General features: G+C 63.6%; 19 protein-coding genes. 7 read left to right on the top strand and 12 right to left on the bottom strand.

Features of this window, described 5'->3' with window-relative positions; translation table 11 throughout:
* Positions 1 to 85: 85 nt before the first annotated feature.
* The 5 genes from argB to ACZ5YV_RS00280 all read right to left on the bottom strand — a co-directional run bounded on the left by argB (position 86) and on the right by ACZ5YV_RS00280 (position 6,715).
* Positions 86 to 991: an acetylglutamate kinase gene (argB, locus tag ACZ5YV_RS00300; protein ID WP_464788076.1), complete on the bottom strand. Its 906-nt coding sequence runs from the start codon at positions 989 to 991 to the stop codon at positions 86 to 88.
* Positions 992 to 1,213: 222 nt separating this feature from the next.
* Complete coding sequence (locus ACZ5YV_RS00295) at positions 1,214 to 2,728, bottom strand: Ppx/GppA phosphatase family protein (protein ID WP_464788075.1); 1,515 nt, start codon at positions 2,726 to 2,728, stop codon at positions 1,214 to 1,216.
* A gap of 6 nt (positions 2,729 to 2,734) precedes the next feature.
* Positions 2,735 to 4,873 carry an RNA degradosome polyphosphate kinase gene (locus ACZ5YV_RS00290; protein ID WP_464788074.1) on the bottom strand — a complete coding sequence of 713 codons (2,139 nt, stop codon included), beginning with the start codon at positions 4,871 to 4,873 and terminating at the stop codon, positions 2,735 to 2,737.
* A gap of 10 nt (positions 4,874 to 4,883) precedes the next feature.
* Entirely contained in the window at positions 4,884 to 5,516 is a 633-nt protein-coding gene (locus ACZ5YV_RS00285) for a P-loop NTPase family protein (protein WP_464788073.1), read from the bottom strand.
* Positions 5,513 to 6,715 (bottom strand): heavy-metal-associated domain-containing protein, encoded by a 1,203-nt coding sequence (locus ACZ5YV_RS00280; protein ID WP_464789236.1) that lies wholly within the window; start codon positions 6,713 to 6,715, stop codon positions 5,513 to 5,515. The genes ACZ5YV_RS00285 and ACZ5YV_RS00280 overlap by 4 nt, the downstream gene beginning before the upstream one ends.
* A 246-nt stretch (positions 6,716 to 6,961) precedes the next feature.
* Between ACZ5YV_RS00280 and purM the strand changes: the two genes are divergently transcribed.
* The 5 genes from purM (at position 6,962) to nadB (ending at position 12,232) form a co-directional block, all read left to right on the top strand.
* Positions 6,962 to 8,056 carry a phosphoribosylformylglycinamidine cyclo-ligase gene (gene purM, locus ACZ5YV_RS00275; RefSeq protein ID WP_464788072.1) on the top strand — a complete coding sequence of 365 codons (1,095 nt, stop codon included), beginning with the start codon at positions 6,962 to 6,964 and terminating at the stop codon, positions 8,054 to 8,056.
* 107 nt (positions 8,057 to 8,163) lie between these two features.
* The gene (gene purN, locus ACZ5YV_RS00270; protein WP_464788071.1) at positions 8,164 to 9,114 is read left to right on the top strand and encodes a phosphoribosylglycinamide formyltransferase; all 951 of its coding nucleotides are present in this window, start codon (positions 8,164 to 8,166) and stop codon (positions 9,112 to 9,114) included.
* 115 nt (positions 9,115 to 9,229) lie between these two features.
* The gene (locus ACZ5YV_RS00265) at positions 9,230 to 10,156 is read left to right on the top strand and encodes an ABC transporter ATP-binding protein (RefSeq protein WP_464788070.1); all 927 of its coding nucleotides are present in this window, start codon (positions 9,230 to 9,232) and stop codon (positions 10,154 to 10,156) included.
* A 47-nt stretch (positions 10,157 to 10,203) separates the two neighbouring features.
* Positions 10,204 to 10,608: an endonuclease domain-containing protein gene (locus tag ACZ5YV_RS00260; protein WP_464788069.1), complete on the top strand. Its 405-nt coding sequence runs from the start codon at positions 10,204 to 10,206 to the stop codon at positions 10,606 to 10,608.
* Positions 10,609 to 10,612: 4 nt separating this feature from the next.
* Positions 10,613 to 12,232 (top strand): L-aspartate oxidase, encoded by a 1,620-nt coding sequence (gene nadB, locus ACZ5YV_RS00255; RefSeq protein ID WP_464788068.1) that lies wholly within the window; start codon positions 10,613 to 10,615, stop codon positions 12,230 to 12,232.
* A gap of 11 nt (positions 12,233 to 12,243) precedes the next feature.
* On the opposite strand, the gene ACZ5YV_RS00250 is transcribed toward nadB, so the two are convergent.
* Entirely contained in the window at positions 12,244 to 13,089 is an 846-nt protein-coding gene (locus ACZ5YV_RS00250) for an alpha/beta fold hydrolase (protein WP_464788067.1), read from the bottom strand.
* A gap of 158 nt (positions 13,090 to 13,247) precedes the next feature.
* Here ACZ5YV_RS00250 and ACZ5YV_RS00245 point away from each other — a divergent pair, with 158 nt between their 5' ends.
* Entirely contained in the window at positions 13,248 to 14,393 is a 1,146-nt protein-coding gene (locus ACZ5YV_RS00245; RefSeq protein ID WP_464788066.1) for a serine hydrolase, read from the top strand.
* A gap of 7 nt (positions 14,394 to 14,400) precedes the next feature.
* Here the strand turns inward: ACZ5YV_RS00245 and ACZ5YV_RS00240 are convergent, their stop codons facing one another.
* From ACZ5YV_RS00240 to ACZ5YV_RS00220, 5 genes are all read right to left on the bottom strand, one after another.
* Positions 14,401 to 15,267: an SGNH/GDSL hydrolase family protein gene (locus ACZ5YV_RS00240; protein WP_464788065.1), complete on the bottom strand. Its 867-nt coding sequence runs from the start codon at positions 15,265 to 15,267 to the stop codon at positions 14,401 to 14,403.
* 12 nt (positions 15,268 to 15,279) lie between these two features.
* Positions 15,280 to 17,877, bottom strand: a complete 2,598-nt coding sequence (metH, locus tag ACZ5YV_RS00235) for a methionine synthase (RefSeq protein WP_464788064.1) — start codon at positions 17,875 to 17,877, stop codon at positions 15,280 to 15,282.
* A gap of 113 nt (positions 17,878 to 17,990) precedes the next feature.
* Positions 17,991 to 19,037: a homocysteine S-methyltransferase family protein gene (locus ACZ5YV_RS00230; protein WP_464788063.1), complete on the bottom strand. Its 1,047-nt coding sequence runs from the start codon at positions 19,035 to 19,037 to the stop codon at positions 17,991 to 17,993.
* Positions 19,034 to 19,969 carry a methylenetetrahydrofolate reductase gene (gene metF / locus ACZ5YV_RS00225; protein ID WP_464788062.1) on the bottom strand — a complete coding sequence of 312 codons (936 nt, stop codon included), beginning with the start codon at positions 19,967 to 19,969 and terminating at the stop codon, positions 19,034 to 19,036. Before metF ends, ACZ5YV_RS00230 begins: the two co-directional genes overlap by 4 nt.
* Complete coding sequence (locus tag ACZ5YV_RS00220; RefSeq protein ID WP_464788061.1) at positions 19,966 to 20,937, bottom strand: ArsR/SmtB family transcription factor; 972 nt, start codon at positions 20,935 to 20,937, stop codon at positions 19,966 to 19,968. Before ACZ5YV_RS00220 ends, metF begins: the two co-directional genes overlap by 4 nt.
* A 215-nt stretch (positions 20,938 to 21,152) precedes the next feature.
* Between ACZ5YV_RS00220 and ACZ5YV_RS00215 the strand changes: the two genes are divergently transcribed.
* Positions 21,153 to 21,380 carry a circumsporozoite protein gene (locus ACZ5YV_RS00215; protein WP_460988155.1) on the top strand — a complete coding sequence of 76 codons (228 nt, stop codon included), beginning with the start codon at positions 21,153 to 21,155 and terminating at the stop codon, positions 21,378 to 21,380.
* Positions 21,381 to 21,512: 132 nt separating this feature from the next.
* On the opposite strand, the gene ACZ5YV_RS00210 is transcribed toward ACZ5YV_RS00215, so the two are convergent.
* Entirely contained in the window at positions 21,513 to 21,935 is a 423-nt protein-coding gene (locus ACZ5YV_RS00210) for a hypothetical protein (protein WP_464788060.1), read from the bottom strand.
* Between the last annotated feature and the right edge of the window lie 186 nt (positions 21,936 to 22,121).

The following is a 22,121-nucleotide window of genomic DNA, read 5'->3' as shown; positions in this document are numbered from 1 at the left end:
CCCAGCGAACGCTGGGATCTCAGGATAGGAAGCGCAACCGGGCCTTAGATCCCAGCTTTCGCTGGGATGACGGTGCGAGAAACCCTCACCGCCGCACTAAAGTACCCGCACCACGCTTCGTGAAAATCTCCAGCAGCATCGCATGCGGCACCCGCCCGTCGAGGATGACGGCAGCATCGACACCGCCCTCCACCGCCTTCACGCAGGTTTCCAGCTTCGGGATCATGCCGCCACTGATCGTGCCATCCTCTTGCAGCACCTTGATCGCCGCCGGGTCAAGGTCAGTCAGCAACTGCCCCTGCTTGTCCAGCACGCCCGCGACATCGGTCAGCAGGAAGAAGCGCGAAGCCTGAAGCTCCGCCGCAATCGCGCCCGCCATCGTGTCGGCATTCACATTATAGGTGTGCCCGTCAGCGCCAATGCCCACCGGCGCGATGACCGGAATGATGCCGCTTTGCGTCAGCGTGTCGAGGATCGACCGATCGACCTTCACCGGATCGCCGACAAAGCCGAGGTCGACATTGCGCTCAATGCCCGAATTGGGATCGGGCGCGCGCGTATCGCCCACCTTTTCACACAGGACGAGCCCGCCATCCTTGCCGGAAATGCCGACAGCTTTCCCGCCCGCGCCGGAAATCCAGCCGACGATTTCCTTGTTGATGGAGCCCGCCAGGACCATTTCGGCGATCTGCGCCGTTTCCCTGTCGGTGACGCGCAGGCCGTTCACGAAATGCGATTCGACGCCCAGCTTCTTCAGCATCGCGCCGATCTGCGGCCCGCCGCCATGGATGACGACGACATTGATGCCGACCGCCTTCATCAGCACCACATCCTCGGCGAAATCGCGCGCTGCCTCGGGATCGCCCATGGCGTGGCCGCCATATTTCACGACGAACGTCTGCCCCGCATATCGCTGCATATAAGGCAGCGCCTCCACGAGCGTTTCGGCCTTGGCGAGGAGAGCGGGGTCTGGGGCGTGCTTGTTGTTCATGGGCGCGCGCAATAGGACCTTATAGATGCGGGGGCAAGTTGGCGGGAGAAGGACGTCAATTTCCCTCTCTCCTTCAGGGGAGAGGTGCCGAGCGTAGCGAAGGCGGAGAGGGGCCTGTTAAGCACCGGCGTGTACCCTCTCCCCAGCCTCGATGAGAGTCACGCGCCTCTCATCGCCCCCTAAAGGGGAGAGGGAGTAAGGTTCGCCTTCACCCCACCCCACTCACCAGGCCATCCGGTACTTCACCCCCATGGCCTGCGCCAGATGCCGCTGCCGCCGCTCGACAGCCTCACCGAACAGGTCCATGTCCACGCCTTTCAACCGCAATTCCAGCGTGTCGCCCACCATCTCCAGCATCGACGCCAGCAAAGGCCCCTCGACGCCACCCGAGAGCCGCTGACCGAGGCGGATCGCAAGACCCCACAAGGTCGCCCGCTTCAACGCAGCAGGAGAGGCCAGTTCGTCAAACCCTGCCAGAGGCGGGGCGGCTCCGCCGAAATTGCTGTACAACGCCTGCGCCAGCATCGCCCGTTCGGACGCGGTGATGCCCACCCAATTGCTGTGCAGCGCGATTTCCACCCCCCGCTCCGCGCGGAAATCCGGATTGGCGCGCCAGCCAACATCGGCGAGCAGGCATGCCGCCCGCCGAATGCGCCGCCATGACGGCTCATCGTCGCGGAACAGCGGCCCGATCCAGCGGTCGATCATGTCGCCATGGCCCGCAAAACGCCCCTGCGCCTCGCCTTCCGCCTCCGCCGCGACCAGCAACGGATCATGGGTGCGAATATCGGCGGGCAAATCTTCGAACAGCAACCCTTCGCGCAGGCCATAGGCTGACACGACCAATTCACTGGACTTCAACTGCCGGACGACAATCGACAGCAACGCCGCCGCATCGGGCAGAGTCGGCACGCGCGACCCGGTGATCGACGGAATATCCTTCAATCGCGCCCGGCCCACATGGGACACGATCCGCGTCAACTGCTCCGCCCGCGCGGCGGGCATCGCATATTGATGCACCACAGGCAGCGGGAAGTTGGTCAGCTGCATGTCGAACCGCGCCAGCGCGCGCCACGACCCGCCCACCAGATAGAAGGGCAGGTCAGGCCCGGCATTCCAGCCCGCCTTCGCCAGCATCTTCTTCACCTGCCGTTCCAGCACGCCCGGCCCCTTCGCCCGGATCTGCGGCAGGCGCAGCACGCCCAGCGGCAGCGAGATGGTTTCATGCACCGCGCCGTCGCGCACCCGCGCCAGCTCCAGGCTGCCGCCGCCCAGATCACCGACAATGCCATCCGCGCCAGGGATGCCCGACAGCACGCCATAGGCGGCCGCAACCGCTTCCTGCGCACCCGTCAGCAGTTCGACTTCCAGCCCCATGTCCCGGGCGCGCAGGATGAACTCCTCGCCATTGGCGGCGTCGCGCACGGCGGCGGTGGCGACGCAGCGCACGTCCCGCACCTCCATCTCGCGACACAAATGGGCAAAGCGCCCGACTGCCCGCAATCCGCGCTCCATGGCTTCCGGCTCGATCCGTCCCGTCCGCCCGAGCGAGGCGCCCAGCCCCGCCATCACCTTTTCATTGAACAGGATGAAGGGGATGCGCCGTGGCCCGTCATAGACGACCAGACGGACGCTGTTGGACCCGATGTCGATGATCGCCGTGCGAGCCTTGGCATGGGCGGGGGAGGTCACCATCGTTTCAGCGATGGCGCGCACCTGGCTCAGCATCGAATTCATGACCGCTCAGGCCCGTCCGCGCAGGCGCAATGTGGGGACCGCCCCGCTATCCAGAGACGCACCCCGGCCTGACAAAGACGGGTTCGTCATGAAATAACGGTGCAGGTTGAACGGCCGATCGGTCGAATCGACGCGGGCATAATGGCCGTCGCTGTCCAGTTCCCAACTCTGTTCGGTGTCGATCAGGTTGGCGACCATCACCTGGTCCAATATCTGGTCGTGAACGGTCGGGTTCTCCACAGGGGCAAGAAATTCGACGCGGCGGTCAAAGTTCCTCGGCATCCAGTCGGCCGAGCTGATGAACACTTTCGCGCCATTGTTGGGCAGCGCCTTGCCATTACCGAAAGCGGTGATGCGGCTATGTTCCAGAAAGCGGCCGACGACCGATTTCACCCGGATATTTTCCGACATGCCCGGCACGCCCGGCCGCAGGCAGCAGATGCCGCGCACGATCAGGTCGATCTGCACCCCCGCATTGCTGGCGGCATAGAGTTTCTCGATGATCGCCGGATCGACCAACGAGTTCATCTTGGCCCAGATATCGCCGGGGCGGCCAGCGCGGACATGCTCGATCTCCGCATCAATCAGCTGACAGAGCCGATTGCGCAGGTCGCGCGGGCTCATCACCAGCTTCTCAAGGCTCTGCGGTTCGACATAGCCGGTGATATAGTTGAACAGCGCGGCGGCATCCCGGCCATAGGCGGGATCGGCGGTGAAGAAGCTCAAATCGGTGTAGATGCGCGCAGTGACGGGATGATAATTGCCCGTGCCGAAATGGCAGTAGGTGCGGAACGCCTCGCCTTCGCGGCGAACTACCATCGACACCTTGGCGTGCGTCTTCCAGTCGATGAATCCATAGACCACCTGCACGCCAGCCCGCTCCAGCGCGTCGGCCCACATGAGGTTCTGCTCCTCATCGAACCGGGCCTTAAGCTCGACCACCGCCGTCACCGACTTGCCCGCTTCGGCGGCATCGATCAGCGCGCGGATGATCGCCGACTGTTTGCCCGCGCGATACAGCGTCTGCTTGATCGCGACGCAGTCCGGGTCGGACGCCGCTTGTTTCAGGAACGAGACGACAACGTCAAACGCTTCATAGGGGTGATGGACGACGATGTCCTTCGCCCGGATCGCCGCAAAGCAATCCCCGCCATATTCGCGGATTCGTTCAGGGAATCGCGGCGCATAGGGTTCAAACTTCAGGTCGGGCCGATCCTCGTCGACAATGCCGCTCAGGTCGCCGATGCCGACAAACCCCTCCACCTCGGCAATGATCGCCTCATGCCCCTGGAGCATGTCCTGCAACATTTCCTCGACTGGCTCGGGGATGCGCTCCTCGATCTCCATGCGGATCACGCGGCCCCGGCGGCGGCGCTTGATGGCGCTGCGGAAATAGCGGACCAGATCCTCCGCCTCTTCCTCGATTTCGATATCGCTGTCGCGGATGATGCGGAACACGCCGCTGTTGCGCACCCGATAGCCGGGGAAAAGATCGCCGGAGAAACGACGGATCACCGCCTCCAACGCCATGTAGCGTGCCGGATTGCCGGGCATGCGGACGAAGCGGGCGAGCGAGGACGGGATCATCACCAGTTCGCGGATCGGCTGCTTGTCCGACAGCCTTTCGAGGTCAAAGACGATCGACAACCCCTGATTGGGGATGAAGGGGAAAGGATGCGCCGGGTCCAGCGCCTGTGGCGTCAGGATCGGAAAAACCTGGCTGAGGAAATGCTCGCGCAGCCATGTCTCGCTGGCCGCATCGATCTCGCTCGCAGGCCCCATGACCTCGATCCCGACCCGCGTCAGTTCACCATGCAGCGCGCCCCAGACCTTCTGCTGCGCCGTCATCAGCCGCGCGGTTTCATCGGTGATAGCGGCGAGTTGCTGCGCGGGGGTCAGCCCATCGGCCGACCGCATGTCGACATCCTGCAACTGCTGCCCCTTAAGGCCCGCCACGCGCACGCTGAAAAACTCATCCAGGTTCGCGCCGGAAATCGACAGGAAACGCAGCCGCTCCAGCAGCGGATGCGCGCGGTTCATCGCCTCTTCCAGCACGCGCTGGTTGAACGCCAGCCAGGACAGCTCCCGATTGAAATAGCGGTCGGTGGGCAGTGTCAGGCTGGCGGAGGGATCAGCTTCGGCCACGTCTCTCTCACTATGATGAGGGGTGCGGATCGTCCGCCACTATATGCAAGAAACCCGCCGCTTGCAGGCTCTCTTTGGCCATAGCGACAGAAATCTTACGTCCCGATGACAATGCCGCTTCGTTGAGCAAGCCCGTTACCTCGGCGATGGCGGCATAGCTGCGCTCGATCCGGCGCAGCAGCCAGTCGGGCAGATCCTGCGCATAGCGCGAACCAGCCCGGCCAAGCGACCGTTCGACAAGCGCCCGGGCAAGCGGCTCGTCAGGCTGCTTGATCGCGACATGCGGCGCGGCGGCAAGGCGCGATCGCAGGTCCGGCAGGGCCACGTCCCATAGCGTCGGCGCGCTGTCCCCGATCAACAGCAGCGGCTTGGCGCTCGTCTGCGCATCATTCCAGGCGTTGAACAGCTGCCGGTCGTCCTGCCCCTGCGCATCGTCGATCACCATGCCGCCACTCATCGCGGCGAAACGGCGACCCAGCATCGACCGCCCCGACCGGGCCGGGCCACTCAACACGCTGATCGCCAAAGGCCATTCGCGCCAATTTTCCAGATGGCGGACGGCGACATGATTGGCGTCGCTGACCAGGAAGTCATCGTCCGTCCCCTGCCCTGGCCATTCGAACGGCAGGCTGATCTGGCTCATTGCGGCGCCGATGTTCCCGCTCCGCCAAGCGCCGCGCCGCCCCGCCTGATGCGCAGCACATTGCCGGACCCCGATACGGTGAAGCCCCGCGCCTGAAGCCCGGCGCGCAGGGCATCGACGCTGCCGTCGAAGCTGACCTGCATCACCGAAGTTCCACCCAGAGCAAGGCTGCTGGTCGCCGCCGACCTGACGCCCACGATAGACCGCACCGCCGCCTCGCCCTGCGCCACCGATCCTACATCGGGCGTGTCGAACTGGATCGAGACGCTGCTGGTCGTCGCCGACGGCACCGGCGTTTCGGTCGTCTCCAATGACTGTTCGGTCCCATTCTCGATCGCGAGCGCGTCCGGATCGACCGGCTCCTCGATGATCAGCGACGGATCGGGCCGCAAACGGCCGTCATTAAGCGCGGTGGTATAAAGCTGATCGATCCGCCTCGCCGCCTCATCCATCATCTGCGGGATCGCGCTTTCGGCCGACGCGCGCAGGGAGAAACTGCCGATTAGACTATCGTCCGGCCCATAGCGCGCCGTAAAAGTGCCCGTTACCGGACCGCCCGGATATTCCCGCTGAAGCCGCGCGATCGGCACCACCACATCGGCCGCGCCATATTGATCCAACAACACGCGCCACCACAGCCGCCCGCGCCGCCCCACCTGACCGGCATTCAGCAAGATCGGGTCAGCGATCGATCCGCTCACCCGCACATAGTCGATGGCGCTGTCCCCGGTGCGAAAACGCGCCCAGGCCTTTTGCCATTCGTTGATCCGTTCATAGGACACGGCCGACCCGCCGTCCCACATCACCGGGATCACCAGCAGCGGCGGCGAACGCATGACATGACCGGACACGCCGAGCAGCTGCCCGGTGCGCGCGCGGTCGAACAATATGCCGAGCGTGGCGATGTAGCGGGTCGGGCCGATCTGCTCATATTCGATCTCCACGCCGGAGATCATCGCTTCGAGTTGCGAATCGGACAGGCTGGGCACACCCGCCGCGCCATGGGTGCGCGTCCACAGCATGCGCCATCCCTGCCGCTGCGCCAGCCGCCATCCGGCGAGGCGAGCGCTATTGGCGTCCTTGCCCATCACATCGACCTTGATGCCGCCCACCTGATAATCGCCCCCGCTCGCGATCGGCGGCACGCCGCGCTCACCCTCCATCTGCGCAAAAAGGGCCGCAGCCGCGAGGCCGAGCATGATCGCGCTAAGAATCTGGACGGGCCGCGACAAGCGGCGGATCAGCGACGAAGGCCGGAAAATCTGGCTTTGGAAGGCAGTGGACAGGCTCACGCGCGCCCTTTTGGCGAGATTTCCCCCATCTGCCAAGCGGCAACCCATTTGCCGTTCCGTTTTCCGCGTCATTGTGCGTTTTCTGGACTGCCGCATTTTCTTAAGCCGCCAGATGTTTCCATCTGGCTCGAAAATGCTTTAGGGGGCGCGGGCATGAGCGACACCGAATCCTACAGCTACGCCAAGGCTGGCGTGGACATCGCGGCAGGCAATGCGCTGGTCCGTGCCATCGCCCCCTTGGCCAAGGCGACCCGCCGCCCCGGCGCTGATGCAGAACTGGGCGGCTTTGGCGGTTTCTTCGACCTGAAGGCCGCTGGCTATGACGACCCGCTGCTGGTCGCGGCCAATGACGGCGTCGGCACAAAGCTCAAGCTCGCGATCGACCATGACCGCCATGACGGCGTCGGCATCGACCTCGTCGCCATGTGCGCCAACGACCTCATCGTGCAGGGCGCGGAGCCGCTCTTCTTCCTCGACTATTACGCCACCGGCAAGCTGGAGAGCGGCGTCGCCGAACGCGTCATCGCGGGCATTGCCGAAGGCTGCAAGCAGGCTGGTTGCGCGCTGATCGGCGGCGAAACCGCCGAAATGCCGGGCATGTACGCCGCCGGAGACTATGACCTCGCCGGCTTCTGCGTCGGCGCGGTGGAACGTAGCCAGGCGCTGACCGGCAACAAGGTGAAGGCAGGCGACGTCCTCCTCGGCCTCACCTCATCGGGCGTCCACTCCAACGGCTTCTCCCTCGTCCGCCGTCTCGCCGCTGACAAGGGCTGGAAGCTCGACCGCCCGGCCATCTTCGACAATGAAGTGCTGCTGATCGACGCGCTGATGGCTCCCACCCGCATCTATGTGAAGCCGCTCCTCCCGCTCGCGCGCAGCGGCAAGATCAACGCGCTCGCCCACATCACCGGCGGCGGCCTCCTTGAAAACATCCCCCGCGTCCTGCCCGAAGGCTGCCATGCCGTGGTAGACGCCGACGCCTGGGAACAGCCGCGCCTGATGGCCTTCCTGCAAGCGCAGGGCCATATCGAGCCAGAAGAAATGGCGCGCACCTTCAACTGCGGCGTCGGCATGGTGCTCGCGGTTGACGCGGCTAAGGCAGACAGCGTCACCGCCGACCTCGAAGCCGCAGGCGAAACCGTCGTCCGCGTCGGCCTGGTCGAAGCGGGCGAAAAAGGCTGCACCGTAAAGGGCAGCCAGGAAACCTGGAGCGCCAAAGCCGACTGGACCGCCACGCATCTGGGCTAGATCAGAGGGTCAAATAAGAAAGCCGTTCGCCCTGAGCTTGTCGAAGGGCTTCACTTCTCTTCAGGAAAGAGCAGGGCTTCGACGAGCTCAGCCCGAACGGGGTTTATATGGTGAAGGCAAAAGTCGGCGTTCTCATATCCGGGCGGGGGTCCAACATGGCGGCGCTGCTCTACGCCGCCAAGCATCCGTCCTGCCCCTATGAGATCGTCCTCGTCGCCGCCAACGACCCGGACGCCGCGGGCCTCACCCTCGCCCAGGCCGAAGGCATCCCGACCTTCGCCCAAAGCCACAAGGGCATGAAACGCGCCGAGTTCGACCAGATCATCGACGCGCAATTGCGCAAGGCTGGCGCAGACTATGTCGCCCTCGCCGGTTACATGCGCCTGCTCTCGCCCGAATTCGTCGCCGGCTGGGAAAACCGGATGCTCAACATCCACCCCAGCCTGCTGCCCAAATATAAGGGCCTCGACACCCACCAAAAGGCGCTCGACGCGGGCGACAGCCATGCGGGCTGCTCGGTCCATGTCGTCACCAGCGAGCTGGACGACGGCCCCGTGCTAGCGCAGACGAAAGTCGCCATCCTTCCCGGCGACACCGCCGACAGCCTGGCCGCCCGCATCCTCATCGCCGAACATCAGCTCTATTCCCGCACCTTCGCCGACTTCGTCACGCGCGAGCGCCAGCCCGAATGGCTGCTCGCCAAAGTCCGCGAACGCGCCCTCGCGCTCCCCCAGGCGGACGAGGTGACATCGCACGGCATGCCCTGCTTCGGCATCGAAAAAGGCAAGAAGTTCGCCTATTTCAGCCATGATCATCATGGCGACAACATCACCGCCCTGCTCGTCAAGACCACCGCGCCCGAAGAACAGGCGATGTTGATCGACAGCGACCCCGCCCGCTATTTCCGCCCCGCTTATTTCGGCGACGGCTGGGTCGGCATCCGCCTCGACCTTGGCGACACCGACTGGGACCATATCGAAGACCGTCTGGCGAAAAGCTGGCGGGACATCGCCCCCAAGAAGCTGCTCGGCCTTATGGACATTGCGGACGAATTTTAAGGAAGGCGTGTTCCTGCGCAGGCAGGAACCCAGTGGAAACGGCCGAACTGGGCTCCTGCTTGCGCAGGAGCACCTCCACTTCCATTTTCAGCGGTTTCGCACCACATAGGCAGCCATGACCGACAGCCCCACCGCCGCCATCGAGATCACCAACCTCACCAAAGTCTATGCGGGCGGAAAACGCGCGCTCGACAATATCAACCTCACCATCCCGCGCGGCCAAATCTACGGCCTGCTCGGCCCCAATGGCGCTGGCAAGTCGACCACGATCAACATCCTCGCTGGCCTAGTCAACAAGACCAGCGGCACGGCGAAAATCTGGGGCTTCGACATCGACCAGAACCCCCGCAATGCCAAGAACAGCATCGGCATCGTGCCGCAGGAAATCGTCTTCGACCCCTTCTTCACGCCCTTTGAGACGCTGGAAAATCAGGCGGGCTATTATGGCGTGCCCAAGGAACGCCGCCGCTCCCTCGAACTGCTGCGCGCCGTCCATCTGGAGGACAAGGCCAACGCCTATGCCCGCACTCTGTCGGGCGGCATGAAGCGGCGCCTGCTAGTCGCCAAGGCGATGGTCCACTCGCCGCCGATCCTCGTGCTCGACGAACCGACCGCAGGCGTGGACGTCCAGCTGCGCCAGCAACTCTGGGCCTATGTGCGCGAACTCAATGTGCAGGGCGTGACCATCGTCCTCACCACCCATTATCTCGAAGAAGCCGAGGAACTGTGCGACCGCATCGGCATCATCAACCATGGCCGATTGATCACCGACAAGCCGACGCGGGAACTGATCGCGATGGCGCAGGAAAAGGTCGTGCAGGTGACCGTCGATCGCGACATCACCGCCGCGCCCGATGCCCCCTGCTTCGAAAAGGTCGAGCTATCCGACCCGCGCACGCTGACCATCACCTATATGAAAGACCGCGCCAATGCCGGGCAGGTGCTGAGCGCCGTCCAGGCAAGCGGCCTCTCGATCGTAGATGTCGTCACGAGAGACCCGGATCTTGAGGACGTCTTCCTGAACCTGACGGCAGCGGCTTAGTGGTTAATGATGCCGATACGGCTCCCCCTCCCGCAAGCGGGAGGGGGTTGGGGGGTGGGCCAGCGCGACCTTTCAAACCACGCGCAACCACCCGCGCCAAATCCCTCCGCAACGAAGCCTCACCACCCGAACGCCTCCTCTGGCAGCACCTCCGCAATCGCCAACTCGCAGGCCACAAATTCAGCCGCCAAATCCCTATCGGCCCCTATTTCGCCGATTTCCTCTGCCGCGAAGCCAAGCTCATCATAGAACTAGACGGCTCCACCCACGACCACAGAACCGATTATGACGCCCGCCGCGACGCCTATTGCCGCGCCCAAGGCTATTCCATTTTGCGCTTCACCAATGCAGATGTGCTGACCAATCTGGAAGGCGTGATGTCACACATAGCCACCACGCTTGCGCATTTGCCCACCCCCAACCCCTCCCGCCTGCGGGAGGGGAGCGAGTAAGTCCATGCCCACCATCACCCACGACGTCGTCATCATCGGCTCCGGCGCAGCAGGCCTCACCGCCGCCATCAACCTGGCGCAGGACCGCAAGGTCGTCGTCCTCGCCAAAGCCGCGCTCGACAGCGGATCGACCAATTGGGCACAAGGCGGCATCGCGGCCGTCCTCGACGCGGGCGACAGTTTCGAAGCCCATGTCAACGACACCATGGTCGCAGGCGCAGGCCTCAACAACCGGGAAACGGTGGAGTTCGTCGTCTCCGAAGCCCCGGCCGCCATCGAAAGGCTGGCGGAGCTGGGCGTCCCCTTCAATCCGAATGAAGAGGGGGGCGGCGAAGAGTTCGGCGAACGCTGGCACCTGACGCGCGAGGGCGGCCACAGCCACCGCCGCATCGTCCATGTCGATGACGCCACCGGCCACGCCGTGCAGGTCGCCCTGCTCAAGGCCGCCCGCGCCAATCCCAACATCACCCTGCTGGAGGATATGGTCGCCATCGACCTCATCACATCCCGCCATGGCGAGCGCTACTCTGGCGACGGCCATGTCTGGGGCGTGTACGCCTTCAACAAACGGACAAAGCATGTCGACGCGCTGCTAGGGAAAGCAACGATCCTCTGCACCGGCGGAGCGGGCCGCACCTATCTCTTCTCGACAGCACCCCGCGGAGCCACCGGGGACGGCATCGCCATGGCCTGGCGCGCGGGGTGCCGCGTTTCCAACATGGAAATGAACCAGTTCCACCCGACCTGCCTCTACAATCTGGAGGTCAAGAATTTCCTGATCACCGAAGCGGTGCGCGGTGAGGGCGGGCATCTGAAGCTGCCCCCCGGCGTCCCCGGTGGCGGCGAACGCTTCATGCCCCGCTTCGACCCCCGCGCCGAACTCGCCCCCCGCGATGTCGTCGCCCGCGCCATCGACCATGAAATCAAGCGGCTCGGCCTCGACTATGTCCATCTCGACATCAGTCACAAGGAACCGGAATTCGTCAGGCACCACTTCCCGACCATCTACGCCCGGCTGCTGGACCTCGACATCGACATCACCAAGGAACCGATTCCGGTTGTCCCGGCACAGCATTATACCTGCGGCGGTGTGGTCATCGATCTGGACGGCCGCACCGACATGCCCGGCCTCTATGCCGCGGGCGAAGTCACCGAAAGCGGCCTGCACGGCGCCAACCGCCTCGCCTCCAACTCGCTGCTCGAATGTTTCGTGTTCGGCGAGACGGCGGCCCGGCACATCCGCGCGCATTGGGATGAGCTACCCTCCCCTCCGCCCATCCGGCCATGGGACGAGAGCCGCGTCACCAATTCCGACGAGGAAGTCATCGTCCAGCACAACTGGAAGGAAATCCGCCGCTTCATGTGGGACTATGTCGGCATCGTCCGCACCACCAAGCGACTGGAGCGCGCCCAGCACCGCATCGACCTGCTCGCCAAGGAAGTGGATGAATATTACGGCCATTTCCGCGTGACGCCCGACCTCATCGAACTACGCAACCTGCTGGAAGTCGCCCGTCTGGTCGTCCGTTCGGCGCTCCGCCGCAAGGAAAGCCGGGGCCTGCATTACACGCTCGACTATCCGGACATGCTTCCGCAAGCAGTCGATACGGTGCTGGCGCCCTGATGCCAGGCGGCTCAGCTCGTCAGGAATTGCTTCACCGCCGCACTGAACCGCGCAGGCTGATCCGCCATGATGACATGGCCGCCCGGCCCGATCGGCGTCAGCGTCAAATCCTTCTTGGCAGCATAGGCCGAGCGAAAGTTTCGACCGATCTGCGCCGCCTGACTGGCATCGGCCCCGGTGGCATAAACGACCTCCATGGGTACGCTGATGCGGCCGAGCTGCGGCCCAAGGTCGATATTGGCGAGGTCGCGAAGGGCATTGGCAATGACGTCCGGGTCACTGCCCCTCGCGCCCGGAGCTTGCGCCAATATCTGCGCAAGGTAGCTCCGCCCTGCCTTGGTCCCCGTGAAATACTGGCTGAGCTGATCGGCAAGATAGCCCATGCCGCGCGCCGTGCCGCCCACCATGGCAGCGCCATCCGGCAGCATATCGACCACCATCAATCGTCCAGCGACCCCCTTCAGCCCCAGCATCATAGCCAGGGTGCCACCCATGGAATGCCCGACGACCGCTGGCCGCCGCAGCCCCGCTGCACTGATGTAGCGCGCAATCTCATCCGCCAGTGGCTGGATCAGGGGACCGCTCGCATTGGCATCGGCTGCCAATCCCGCAAAGCCGCGCACATGGACAAGGTGCCAGCGATAGCCCGGCAAAGCCGCCATCACGCCGTTCCACAGGCCCGGACCGCTCGCCAGCCCTGCTATCAATACCACGTCGCGTCCGGTGCCCCGAACTGTCACGGCGATCCTGCGCGACGCGAACGGAGCCGCCATAGCAGCACTGCCGAACATCAGCGCGCCCGCCGCAGCCGCGCCGCCCAGCAGGAGCGTTCGCCGGTCCAAAACCTCTATGTTCATCTCGTCTCCATCCCCGGTCGCGGCTTAACCTTAACTGAGCGCAAGAAGCATTCCGTTCAGACTCCTTACATCGCAATTGTGGAATCATTCGTCGCATGAACCTTGTCAGTCGGAAGGCTCGCGCCACCAAGAGAGGTAGGGAGAGCGCGGGGACGCAGATGAAGAATGGAAATGACGGGCGCGACGCGCGTCCTTATGGCGGTTCGGCCCGTCTTGTCTTGTTGATGGCGGCGCTTTCGGCTTGTGTCAGCGCACCTGTGGAACCTCATGCGCGCGCCACGCAGCGGGTGCAGCCCACGACATCGACCTTCCCGATCAAGCCTGTCGCCAATCCGCCAAAGCCTTTTCAGGCGCTGGACGTCGATCAACGCGAAACGCCGCCCCCCGCCCTCGTCAGCGTCGTCCGTAACCTGGGTCAGAGCTTCAACGGGAAAGTCGGCATCGCCGTTCGCCGCATCGGCAGCGACTGGACCGTGGCGTGGAACGGCACTTCGCTGTTCCCGCAACAGAGCGTGTCGAAGCTCTGGGTATCGATGACGTTCCTCGACGCGGTGGATCGCGGCAAGATTCGCCTGTCTGATTCGGCGACGATTACGCGGAAAGACCTGACCCTGTTCCACCAGCCAAGCGCTGCGCTGGTGGGCAGCAACGGATGGACGACGACCTATTCCGACCTGATGCGCCGCGCGATGACGCAAAGCGACAATACGGCGAACGACACCCTGCTGCGCGCGGTTGGCGGGCCGGAGGCTGTGCGATCCTATCTGTCACGGCGTTACATCAAGGATATCCGCTTCGGCCCGGGCGAACGGCTGTTGCAGGCGACGACTGCGGGTCTGGAGTGGCGGCAGGACTATTCGATCGGCCGCAATTTCTACGCGGCTCGCGCCCAGTTGCCGATGGCGGCGCGAGCGAAGGCGCTCGACAATTATCTCGCCAGCCCGCCTGATGGCGCCGCGCCCTCTTCGATCGTGCAGGCGCTCGCCAAGCTCAAGGAAGGCAGCATGCTGTCACCCGCTTCGGCCCAATTGCTGATGTCCATCATGAGCGAAGCCAAGACCGGGCCGCAGCGTATCAAGGGCGGCGTGCCCGCTGGCTGGCATTATCTGCACAAGACCGGGACCGGGCAGGAACTGGGCGCCCGCTCGACCGGCTTCAACGATGTCGGCATCATGACCGCGCCGGATGGGACGAGCTATGCGGTCGCGGTAATGATCGGCAGTACGACCGAATCGATCCCGACGCGCTGGCAACTCATGCAGGCGGTGGCAAAGGCCGTGGCCGCGAACCACGAAAAGCGGTAACGCCGCCTTAGCGATCAAGCATCCTGTCGAGCGCGGCCGCAATGGCGGTCATGCCCGGTAGCTTGGGATGATAGGGCGCGCTGACCGGCTTGCCGCCTTGCACCGGATAACCGTTCATCCACGGGTCCGGTGCACAGACATCATGACCGACGGTAAGGCGCGAGGCCGCAACAATGGATGAGCCGGTATCCCTCGCCACGCGCGCCGTCAGCGCCGCCAGCCGTTTCGCCATGACCCGCGCCATATCCGCATCTTGAGGAGAAACCGGCGTGGCAGCACAAAGGCCTTTCCCCGGAAGCACAACAGGATAATCGACCCATATCAGCTTGGCCTTGGGCGCGCGCTGCCGCACTTCGGCCGCGATACGGCGGAGCGCAGCCTCCAGCGCCGTCCATCTTTCTTCCTTGGGCGCCAGGGTGGGCGGACAGCGAACCCCGCTCGCCGCATTCACCTGACGGCAGGACGCCCCCATCAGCCCCCCGATATAGCCCACATCATTGCCGCCAATGGTGATGGTGACGAGCCGCGTTTCCGCCGTCAGCGCTTCAATCTGCGGGTGGATGCCTGCCCAACCATCGAGTACCCCGCTGGTCGTCGCCCCGCTGCAACTGACATCGATCAGTTCCAGCCCACGCCGTTTTGCAAGCTGCTGTGCATAGTTGTTTGCGGAGCGGGCGCACATGGCCGGTTTGCTGTTCGCGGATGGCACAATGCCCGGCCCTGCGGCGAAGGAACTGCCCATCGCCACATAGACCGATCCCGGAGCAATGCCGCCATCGTGCCGAACGCTCTGGTCATGCGCGCAGCCGGTGACGGCAGCAACCAACCCCAGCAGGAAAAAGCGAGGGAAGGAAGTCCGGAAAAACCGCCGCATCGGCCTTGCTCCTCAATCCAGATTGGGCCGCAGCCAACGCTCCGCCGTTTCCAGGTCAATCCCGCGCCGTTGCGCATAATCTTCCAACTGGTCCCTGCCCACGCGCGCCACGCCGAAATATTCCGCCTGGGCGTGGCCGAAGTAAAAGCCGCTGACCGCTGCCGTGGGGAGCATCGCAAAGCTCTCCGTCAACGTGATGCCGGTCGCATGATGCGCGTCCAGCATGTCGAACAGCAGCGGCTTAAGGCTATGCTCGGGACAGGCAGGATAGCCGGGAGCCGGGCGGATGCCACGATATTGCTCGCGGATCAGCGCTTCGTTGGTCAACTGCTCGCCCTCCGCATAGCCCCACAGAGCGGTGCGGACATAATGGTGCAGTCGCTCGGCAAAGGCTTCGGCCAGACGGTCGGCCAGCGCCTTCAAAAGAATGTCCGAATAGTCATCGATAGCCGCCTTGAAGCGCGCGAGATGCGGCTCGATGCCATGGATCGACACGGCAAAGCCGCCCATCCAGTCGCCATTGGGGCTGATGAAATCGGCAAGGCACATGTTTGCCCGGCCCTCGCGCTTGGCGATCTGCTGGCGCAGCATCGGCAGCGTGACATGCTTTTCGTCCTCGACATGGACGATGATGTCGTCGCCCTCGCGGCGGCAGGGCCACAGCCCGACCACTCCGCGCGCCGTCAGCCACTTCTCGCTGACGATCTTGTCCAGCATCTTCTGCGCGTCGTTGAACAGGCTGGTCGCGCTTTCGCCGACGACCTTGTCCTCAAGGATAGCCGGATAATTGCCCGCCAGTTCCCACGCGCGGAAGAAAGGCGTCCAGTCGATATAGTTGATCAGGTCCTTGAGGTCCCAATCGGGGAAGCTGTGAATGCCCTGCAGCAGCGGACGCGGCGCCTTCAGCGCCTCATCCATCTCGAATGCGTTGGCACGGGCATCCTCGATCGACAGCAGCTGGCTCTGCCCCTTGCCTTCGCGCGCCTTGCGGACGTGGTCATAATCGTCCTTCGTTTTCTGAACGAAGTCAGCCTTTTGCGTTTCGGACACGAGCGCCGTCGCCACGCCAACCGCGCGGCTGGCGTCCAGCACATGCACCACCGGACCAGTAAACGCCGGATCGATCCGCAGCGCGGTATGCACCCGCGAAGTGGTCGCGCCGCCGATCAGCAGCGGCATGGTCATGTTGGCGCGCTGCATTTCCTGCGCCACGGTCACCATCTCATCCAGCGAGGGGGTGATGAGGCCAGACAGGCCGATCATGTCGGCATCATTCTCGTTCGCGGCCTTGATAATGTCCTGCCACGGCACCATCACGCCCATGTCGATGACTTCAAAGCCGTTGCACTGGAGCACGACGCCGACGATGTTCTTGCCAATGTCATGAACGTCGCCCTTGACCGTAGCCATGATGATCCGGCCCTTGCCTTTGGCTCCCGGCTCCTTCGACGCTTCGATGAAGGGCAGCAAATGCGCCACCGCCTTCTTCATGACGCGGGCGGACTTCACGACCTGCGGCAGGAACATCTTGCCCGCTCCGAACAGGTCGCCGACGACATTCATGCCATCCATCAGCGGGCCTTCAATCACCTCGATCGGCTTGACGGCAGCGAGGCGGGCCTCCTCCGTATCCTCGACCACATACATGTCGATGCCCTTGACCAGCGCATGTTCCAGCCGCTTGGCCACCGGCCAGCCGCGCCACTCCTCTGCCGCCTTTTCGGACGCCGCATCCTTGCCCTTGAAGCTTTCGGCCAGCTCCACCAGCCGATCGCCCGCCTCCGGGTCGCTGTTCAGCAGCACATCCTCACACGCCTTGCGCAGCGCCGGGTCGATCGCGTCATAGACGTCAAGCTGGCCCGCATTGACGATCGCCATGTCCAGACCCGCCGGAATGGCGTGGTAGAGGAAGACCGAATGCATCGCCCGCCGCACCGGCTCATTGCCACGGAAGGAGAAGCTGAAGTTCGACAACCCGCCCGAAATATGGACATGCGGGCAGCGTTTCTTGATTTCACGGCAGGCCTCGATGAAATCGACGCCGTAATTATTATGCTCCTCAATCCCCGTCGCCACGGCGAAGATATTGGGGTCGAAGATGATGTCCTCCGGCGGAAAGCCGATGCCGACGAGAAGCTTGTAAGCGCGCTCGCAAATCTCGACCTTGCGGGCCTGCGTATCCGCCTGCCCCGTCTCGTCGAAGGCCATGACGACCACCGCCGCACCATAGGCCATGCAGAGGCGGGCATGATGCAGGAAAGCCTCCTCGCCCTCCTTCATGCTGATCGAGTTCACGATCGGCTTCCCCGACACGCACTTCAGGCCCGCCTCGATCACTTCCCATTTGGAGCTATCGATCATCACCGGCACGCGGCTGATGTCCGGTTCGGATGTCATGAGCTTGAGGAAAGTCGTCATCGCCTCGACCGCGTCGAGCAGCCCTTCGTCCATGTTGACGTCGACAATCTGCGCGCCATTCTCCACCTGATCGCGGGCGATGTCGATGGCCGCGGCATAGTCGCCCGCCATGATCAGCTTCTTGAACTTGGCCGAGCCGGTGACGTTGGTACGCTCACCGATGTTGACGAATGTGGCGGTGGATTGGTTCATGTCATTCTCTTCCCCCCTCCCGCAAGCGGGAGGGGCCGGGGGTGGGCTTTCTTCGGATGACGCCTGGACCGGCCCACCCCTAACCCCTCCCGCCTGCGGGAGGGGGAACAATCTTACGCAGCAATATGCATCGGTTCGAGGCCCGCAAGCCGCGTCACCACCGGCAGCTCCGGCACGATACGGGGTTTATGCCCCGCCAGCGCCTTCGCCACAGCACCGATATGCGCGGGCGTCGTGCCGCAGCAGCCGCCGACCATGTTCACCAGCCCCTCATCCACCCACTGGCGGATCAGCGAAGCCGTCGTCTCCGGCAGCTCGTCATATTGCCCAAGTTCATTAGGCAGGCCAGCATTGGGATAGGCCAGGATCAGCGTATCGGCATTCTTCGCCAGCTCGCTCAAATAAGGCCGCAGCAAATCCGCCCCAAAGGCGCAATTCACCCCGATGGTCAGCGGCTTCAAATGCCGCAGCGAATACCAGAAGGCGTTGATCGTATGCCCGGACAAGTTGCGCCCCGACATGTCGGTAATCGTGAAGCTCAGCATCAACGGCACCGGCCGTCCAGCCGCCGCCTCGGCCTCGCGCGCGGCCATCCCCGCCGCCTTGGCGTTCAGCGTATCGAAGCAGGTTTCGACCAGCAGGAAATCCACCCCGCCCTCGATCAACGCGTCGCACTGCTCGCGATAGTCCGCCTTCAGCGTGTCATAATCAACCTCGCGATAGGCCGGATCGTTCACGTCGGGCGAGATCGACAGCGTCTTGTTCGTCGGCCCGATCGACCCCGCCACGAAACGCGGCTGCCCATCCTTGGCCGTCGCCGCTTCGCACGCCTTGCGGGCTAGGTTCGCGGCCGCGATGTTGATCTCCCGCACCAGATGCTCGCAGCCATAATCGGCCATGGCGATCTTGGTGGACGAAAAGGTGTTGGTCTCGATCATGTCCGCGCCCGCGTCGAGATAGGCGGTATGAATACCCTCGACGATGTCAGGCCGCGTCAGGCACAGAAGGTCGTTATTCCCCTTCTGATCCTTCGCCAGATCCAGCGAGCCGCGATAATCCGCCTCGGTCAGCCCATGCTTCTGGATCGACGTTCCATAGCCGCCGTCGAATATCATGATCTTCTCGGCCGCGACTGCGCGGAAACGTGCCTCGGCGGTCATGCCGTCTTCTCCAATTGCGGCCGAAGCCCGAGCAAGTGACAAATCGCATAGCTCAGTTCCGCCCGGTTGAGCGTATAGAAATGAAAGTCACGCACCCCGCCCGCATAGAGCTTGCGGCATAGCTCCGCCGCCAGCGTCGCGGACACGAGCTGCCGCGCGGCGGGCAGGTCATCCAGTCCTTCAAACAGCTTGCCCATCCACCCCGGCACATCGGTATTGCACATGGCCGACATGCGCTGAACCGCCGCGAAATTGCTCACCGGCATGATGCCCGGAATGATGTCCGCTGTAATGCCCGCCGCTGCCACCGTGTCGCGAAAGCGGAAGAAGGTTTCCGGTTCGAAGAAGAATTGCGTGATCGCTCGGCTGGCTCCCGCGTCCAGCTTGCGCTTGAGGTTATCGATATCGCTCTGCGCGCAGGATGCATCCGGGTGCGTTTCGGGATAAGCGGCCACCGAAATCTCGAACGGGTGACGCTTGCGCAGCCCCTCGACCAGTTCCGCTGCGCCTTTGTAACCCTCAGGATGTGGCTGAAACTTCGTGCCCGCTTCCGGCGGATCACCGCGCAGGGCAACGATATGGCGCACACCCGCTTCCCAATAGGCATCGACGACTTCATCGATTTCGGCCTTGCTCGCCGCGACACAGGTCAGGTGGGCGGCAGCCGATAGCGGCGTTTCCTTCGCGATCCGCGCCACCGTATTGTGCGTCCGCTCCCGCGTCGAACCGCCAGCGCCATAAGTCACCGACACGAACTTAGGCGCGAGCGGCGTCAGCGTCTCGATCGCCGACCAGAGCTGCTCTTCCATCTTCTCCGTCTTGGGCGGGAAGAATTCGAAGCTCACATTCAGATCGCCCGCCAGATCGGCGTAGAGCGGCGCTTGCCAAGCCCGCGCGGCCTCTTCTTCGACGGATTGGAAGCTCAGGGTCATAGGGAAAGTCGTCCTTCGATAGGCAGGATTCGCGCGCCCCGGCGGCGGCCCAGCCATAATACTACCGTCAATTCCTGGCCGGGCAGCACCTCCACCCGTTCCAGCTCCAAACCTGCGTCCGCAAACCAGCTTTCGATCTGCTCGTCCGAAAAGCCAAGCCGCGCATGTTGATCGCGCAGCCGCAATTCTTCCCGTTCATGCGCCGCGAAATCGGCGATCAGCACCCGGCCGCCTGCCCCGGTGACGCGCGCCGCTTCCGCAATCACCGCTTCGGGCGCCTGCGCATAATGCAGAACCTGATGCAGAACCACGGTGTCCACGCTGCCCGGCTCCAGCGGCAGGGCGCCGAAGTCGCCCAGCACCAACGCATATTTGTCACCCGCATCGGCAGGCAGCTTGGCCCGCGCCAGCCGCAACATATCGGGGCTGCGGTCAAGCGCCGTGACCTGACCCGCCGAGCGCCCGAACAGCTCGATCATCCTGCCCGTACCCGTGCCGATATCGAGCAGATGCCCGATCGCCTCCGCACTCAAAAGCGCGGTCATGGCCGCTTCGACATCCACATCGGGCACATGCAGCGACCGGATCGCGTCCCATTCCTCGGCATGTTCCGCGAAATAGCTTTCCGCCGCCCGTGACCGATCCGCACGAACCGCCGCCAGCCGGGCAAGATCCGCCTTCTGCCACAAATCTTCGCTTTCTGAAGGCACCAGTTGATCGAACAGGGTCAGGAAAGGCGCCATAGCCTCGCCCCTGACCAGTCGCAGGAAAACCCAATTGCCTTCCTTGCGCCGTTCGACCAGACCCGCCTCCGCAAGGATACGGACATGGCGGGATACGCGCGGCTGGCTCTGCCCCACGACCTGCGCGATTTCACCGACCGCAAGCTCCATGGCGCGCAAAAGATAGATGATGCGCAGCCGCGTCGGATCGCCAAGGGCGCGAAAGATGTCGAGTGCGGCGCTCATGGGGACATCATATAAAGAAATCTTTATATGCGTCAATGGGCCTGCCGCCCTTCAAACAGGCCATAGAAGTGGAAGCCCGGAAATTGGCGAGTCGCACTATGGGGATTGCCTTGAGTGATCCAAGGCATTACGAATCGGCCCCGCAGGCGCAATGGGGGGTGAACTTTTCTCCGAGAGTGGTCTGCGACGTTTTTATCTCTGAGAGGGGTTTGCCCATGTCCAAGTCGATTGCTCTTTCGCTCGTTCTCGCCGCTTCGCTCGGCCTCGCTGCTTGCTCGAAGGGCGAAGACAATGCCGCCAATGCTTCGGCCAATGCTGCTGAGAACGCTTCGAATGCTGCTGACAACGCCATGAACGCTGCCGAGAATGCTGCTTCGAACGCCAGCAACGCCGCTTCGAACGCCAGCAACGCTGCATCGAACGCTGCCGCGAACGCGATGTAATTCCCTTCTCGGGATTTTTGGAAACAGGGCCGCCCGGCAACGGAGCGGCCCTTTTCTTTTGGGACGCGCGATTTCAATGAAAAGGGCCGCCCTTTTGGGGCAGCCCTCCTCTATCCAGCAATGAACGGCTGATCAGCAGTCCCGATCGATCGCCCGGCCAGCCAACGCACCCACGCCTGCCCCGACGATCGCACCTGTGGTGCCGTCGCCGCGGCGGCCATAGCGGCCACTGCCCTTGCCGATTTCATTGCCCAGCAGGCCACCGGCGATCGCGCCTATAATCGTGCCGCCCGTGCCATTGTCCCGGCAGCGATAGCCACCACGATAGCCGCCGCGATAGCCACGATAATAATTGTCGCGATAGTAGCGGTCGCCACGATATCCGCGATAATAATCACCCCGGTATCCGCGATAGCCCCGATCGCCGCGATAATAGTCGCCGCGATCATAACGGCCCCAGCCGTCGCGTGCCTGCGCAGGCGCGGCGGTTACGGCCAAGGAAGCAACGCCCATTGCCAGCGCGGCCCCCATATTGATCAGAAACTTGGTCTTCATGGCGTGCTCCTCAATCATCTCGTTACCGACTCCGGCGCGTCTCCGCCGCCCCGTCGATTGCACCCCTTTTGGCCGATTCGCATTGAGCCAAGCCTGAATGGGCGTGTCAGCCACCGTTCAGATAAAAAGCACCGTCCCCAGCCGGTTGCCCGCTCATCAGAGCTGCGCTGAACACTCATCACCGCA

Source organism: Sphingobium sp. TomTYG46, from assembly GCF_055396345.1.
This window is presented reverse-complemented; position numbering and strand designations above follow the sequence as displayed.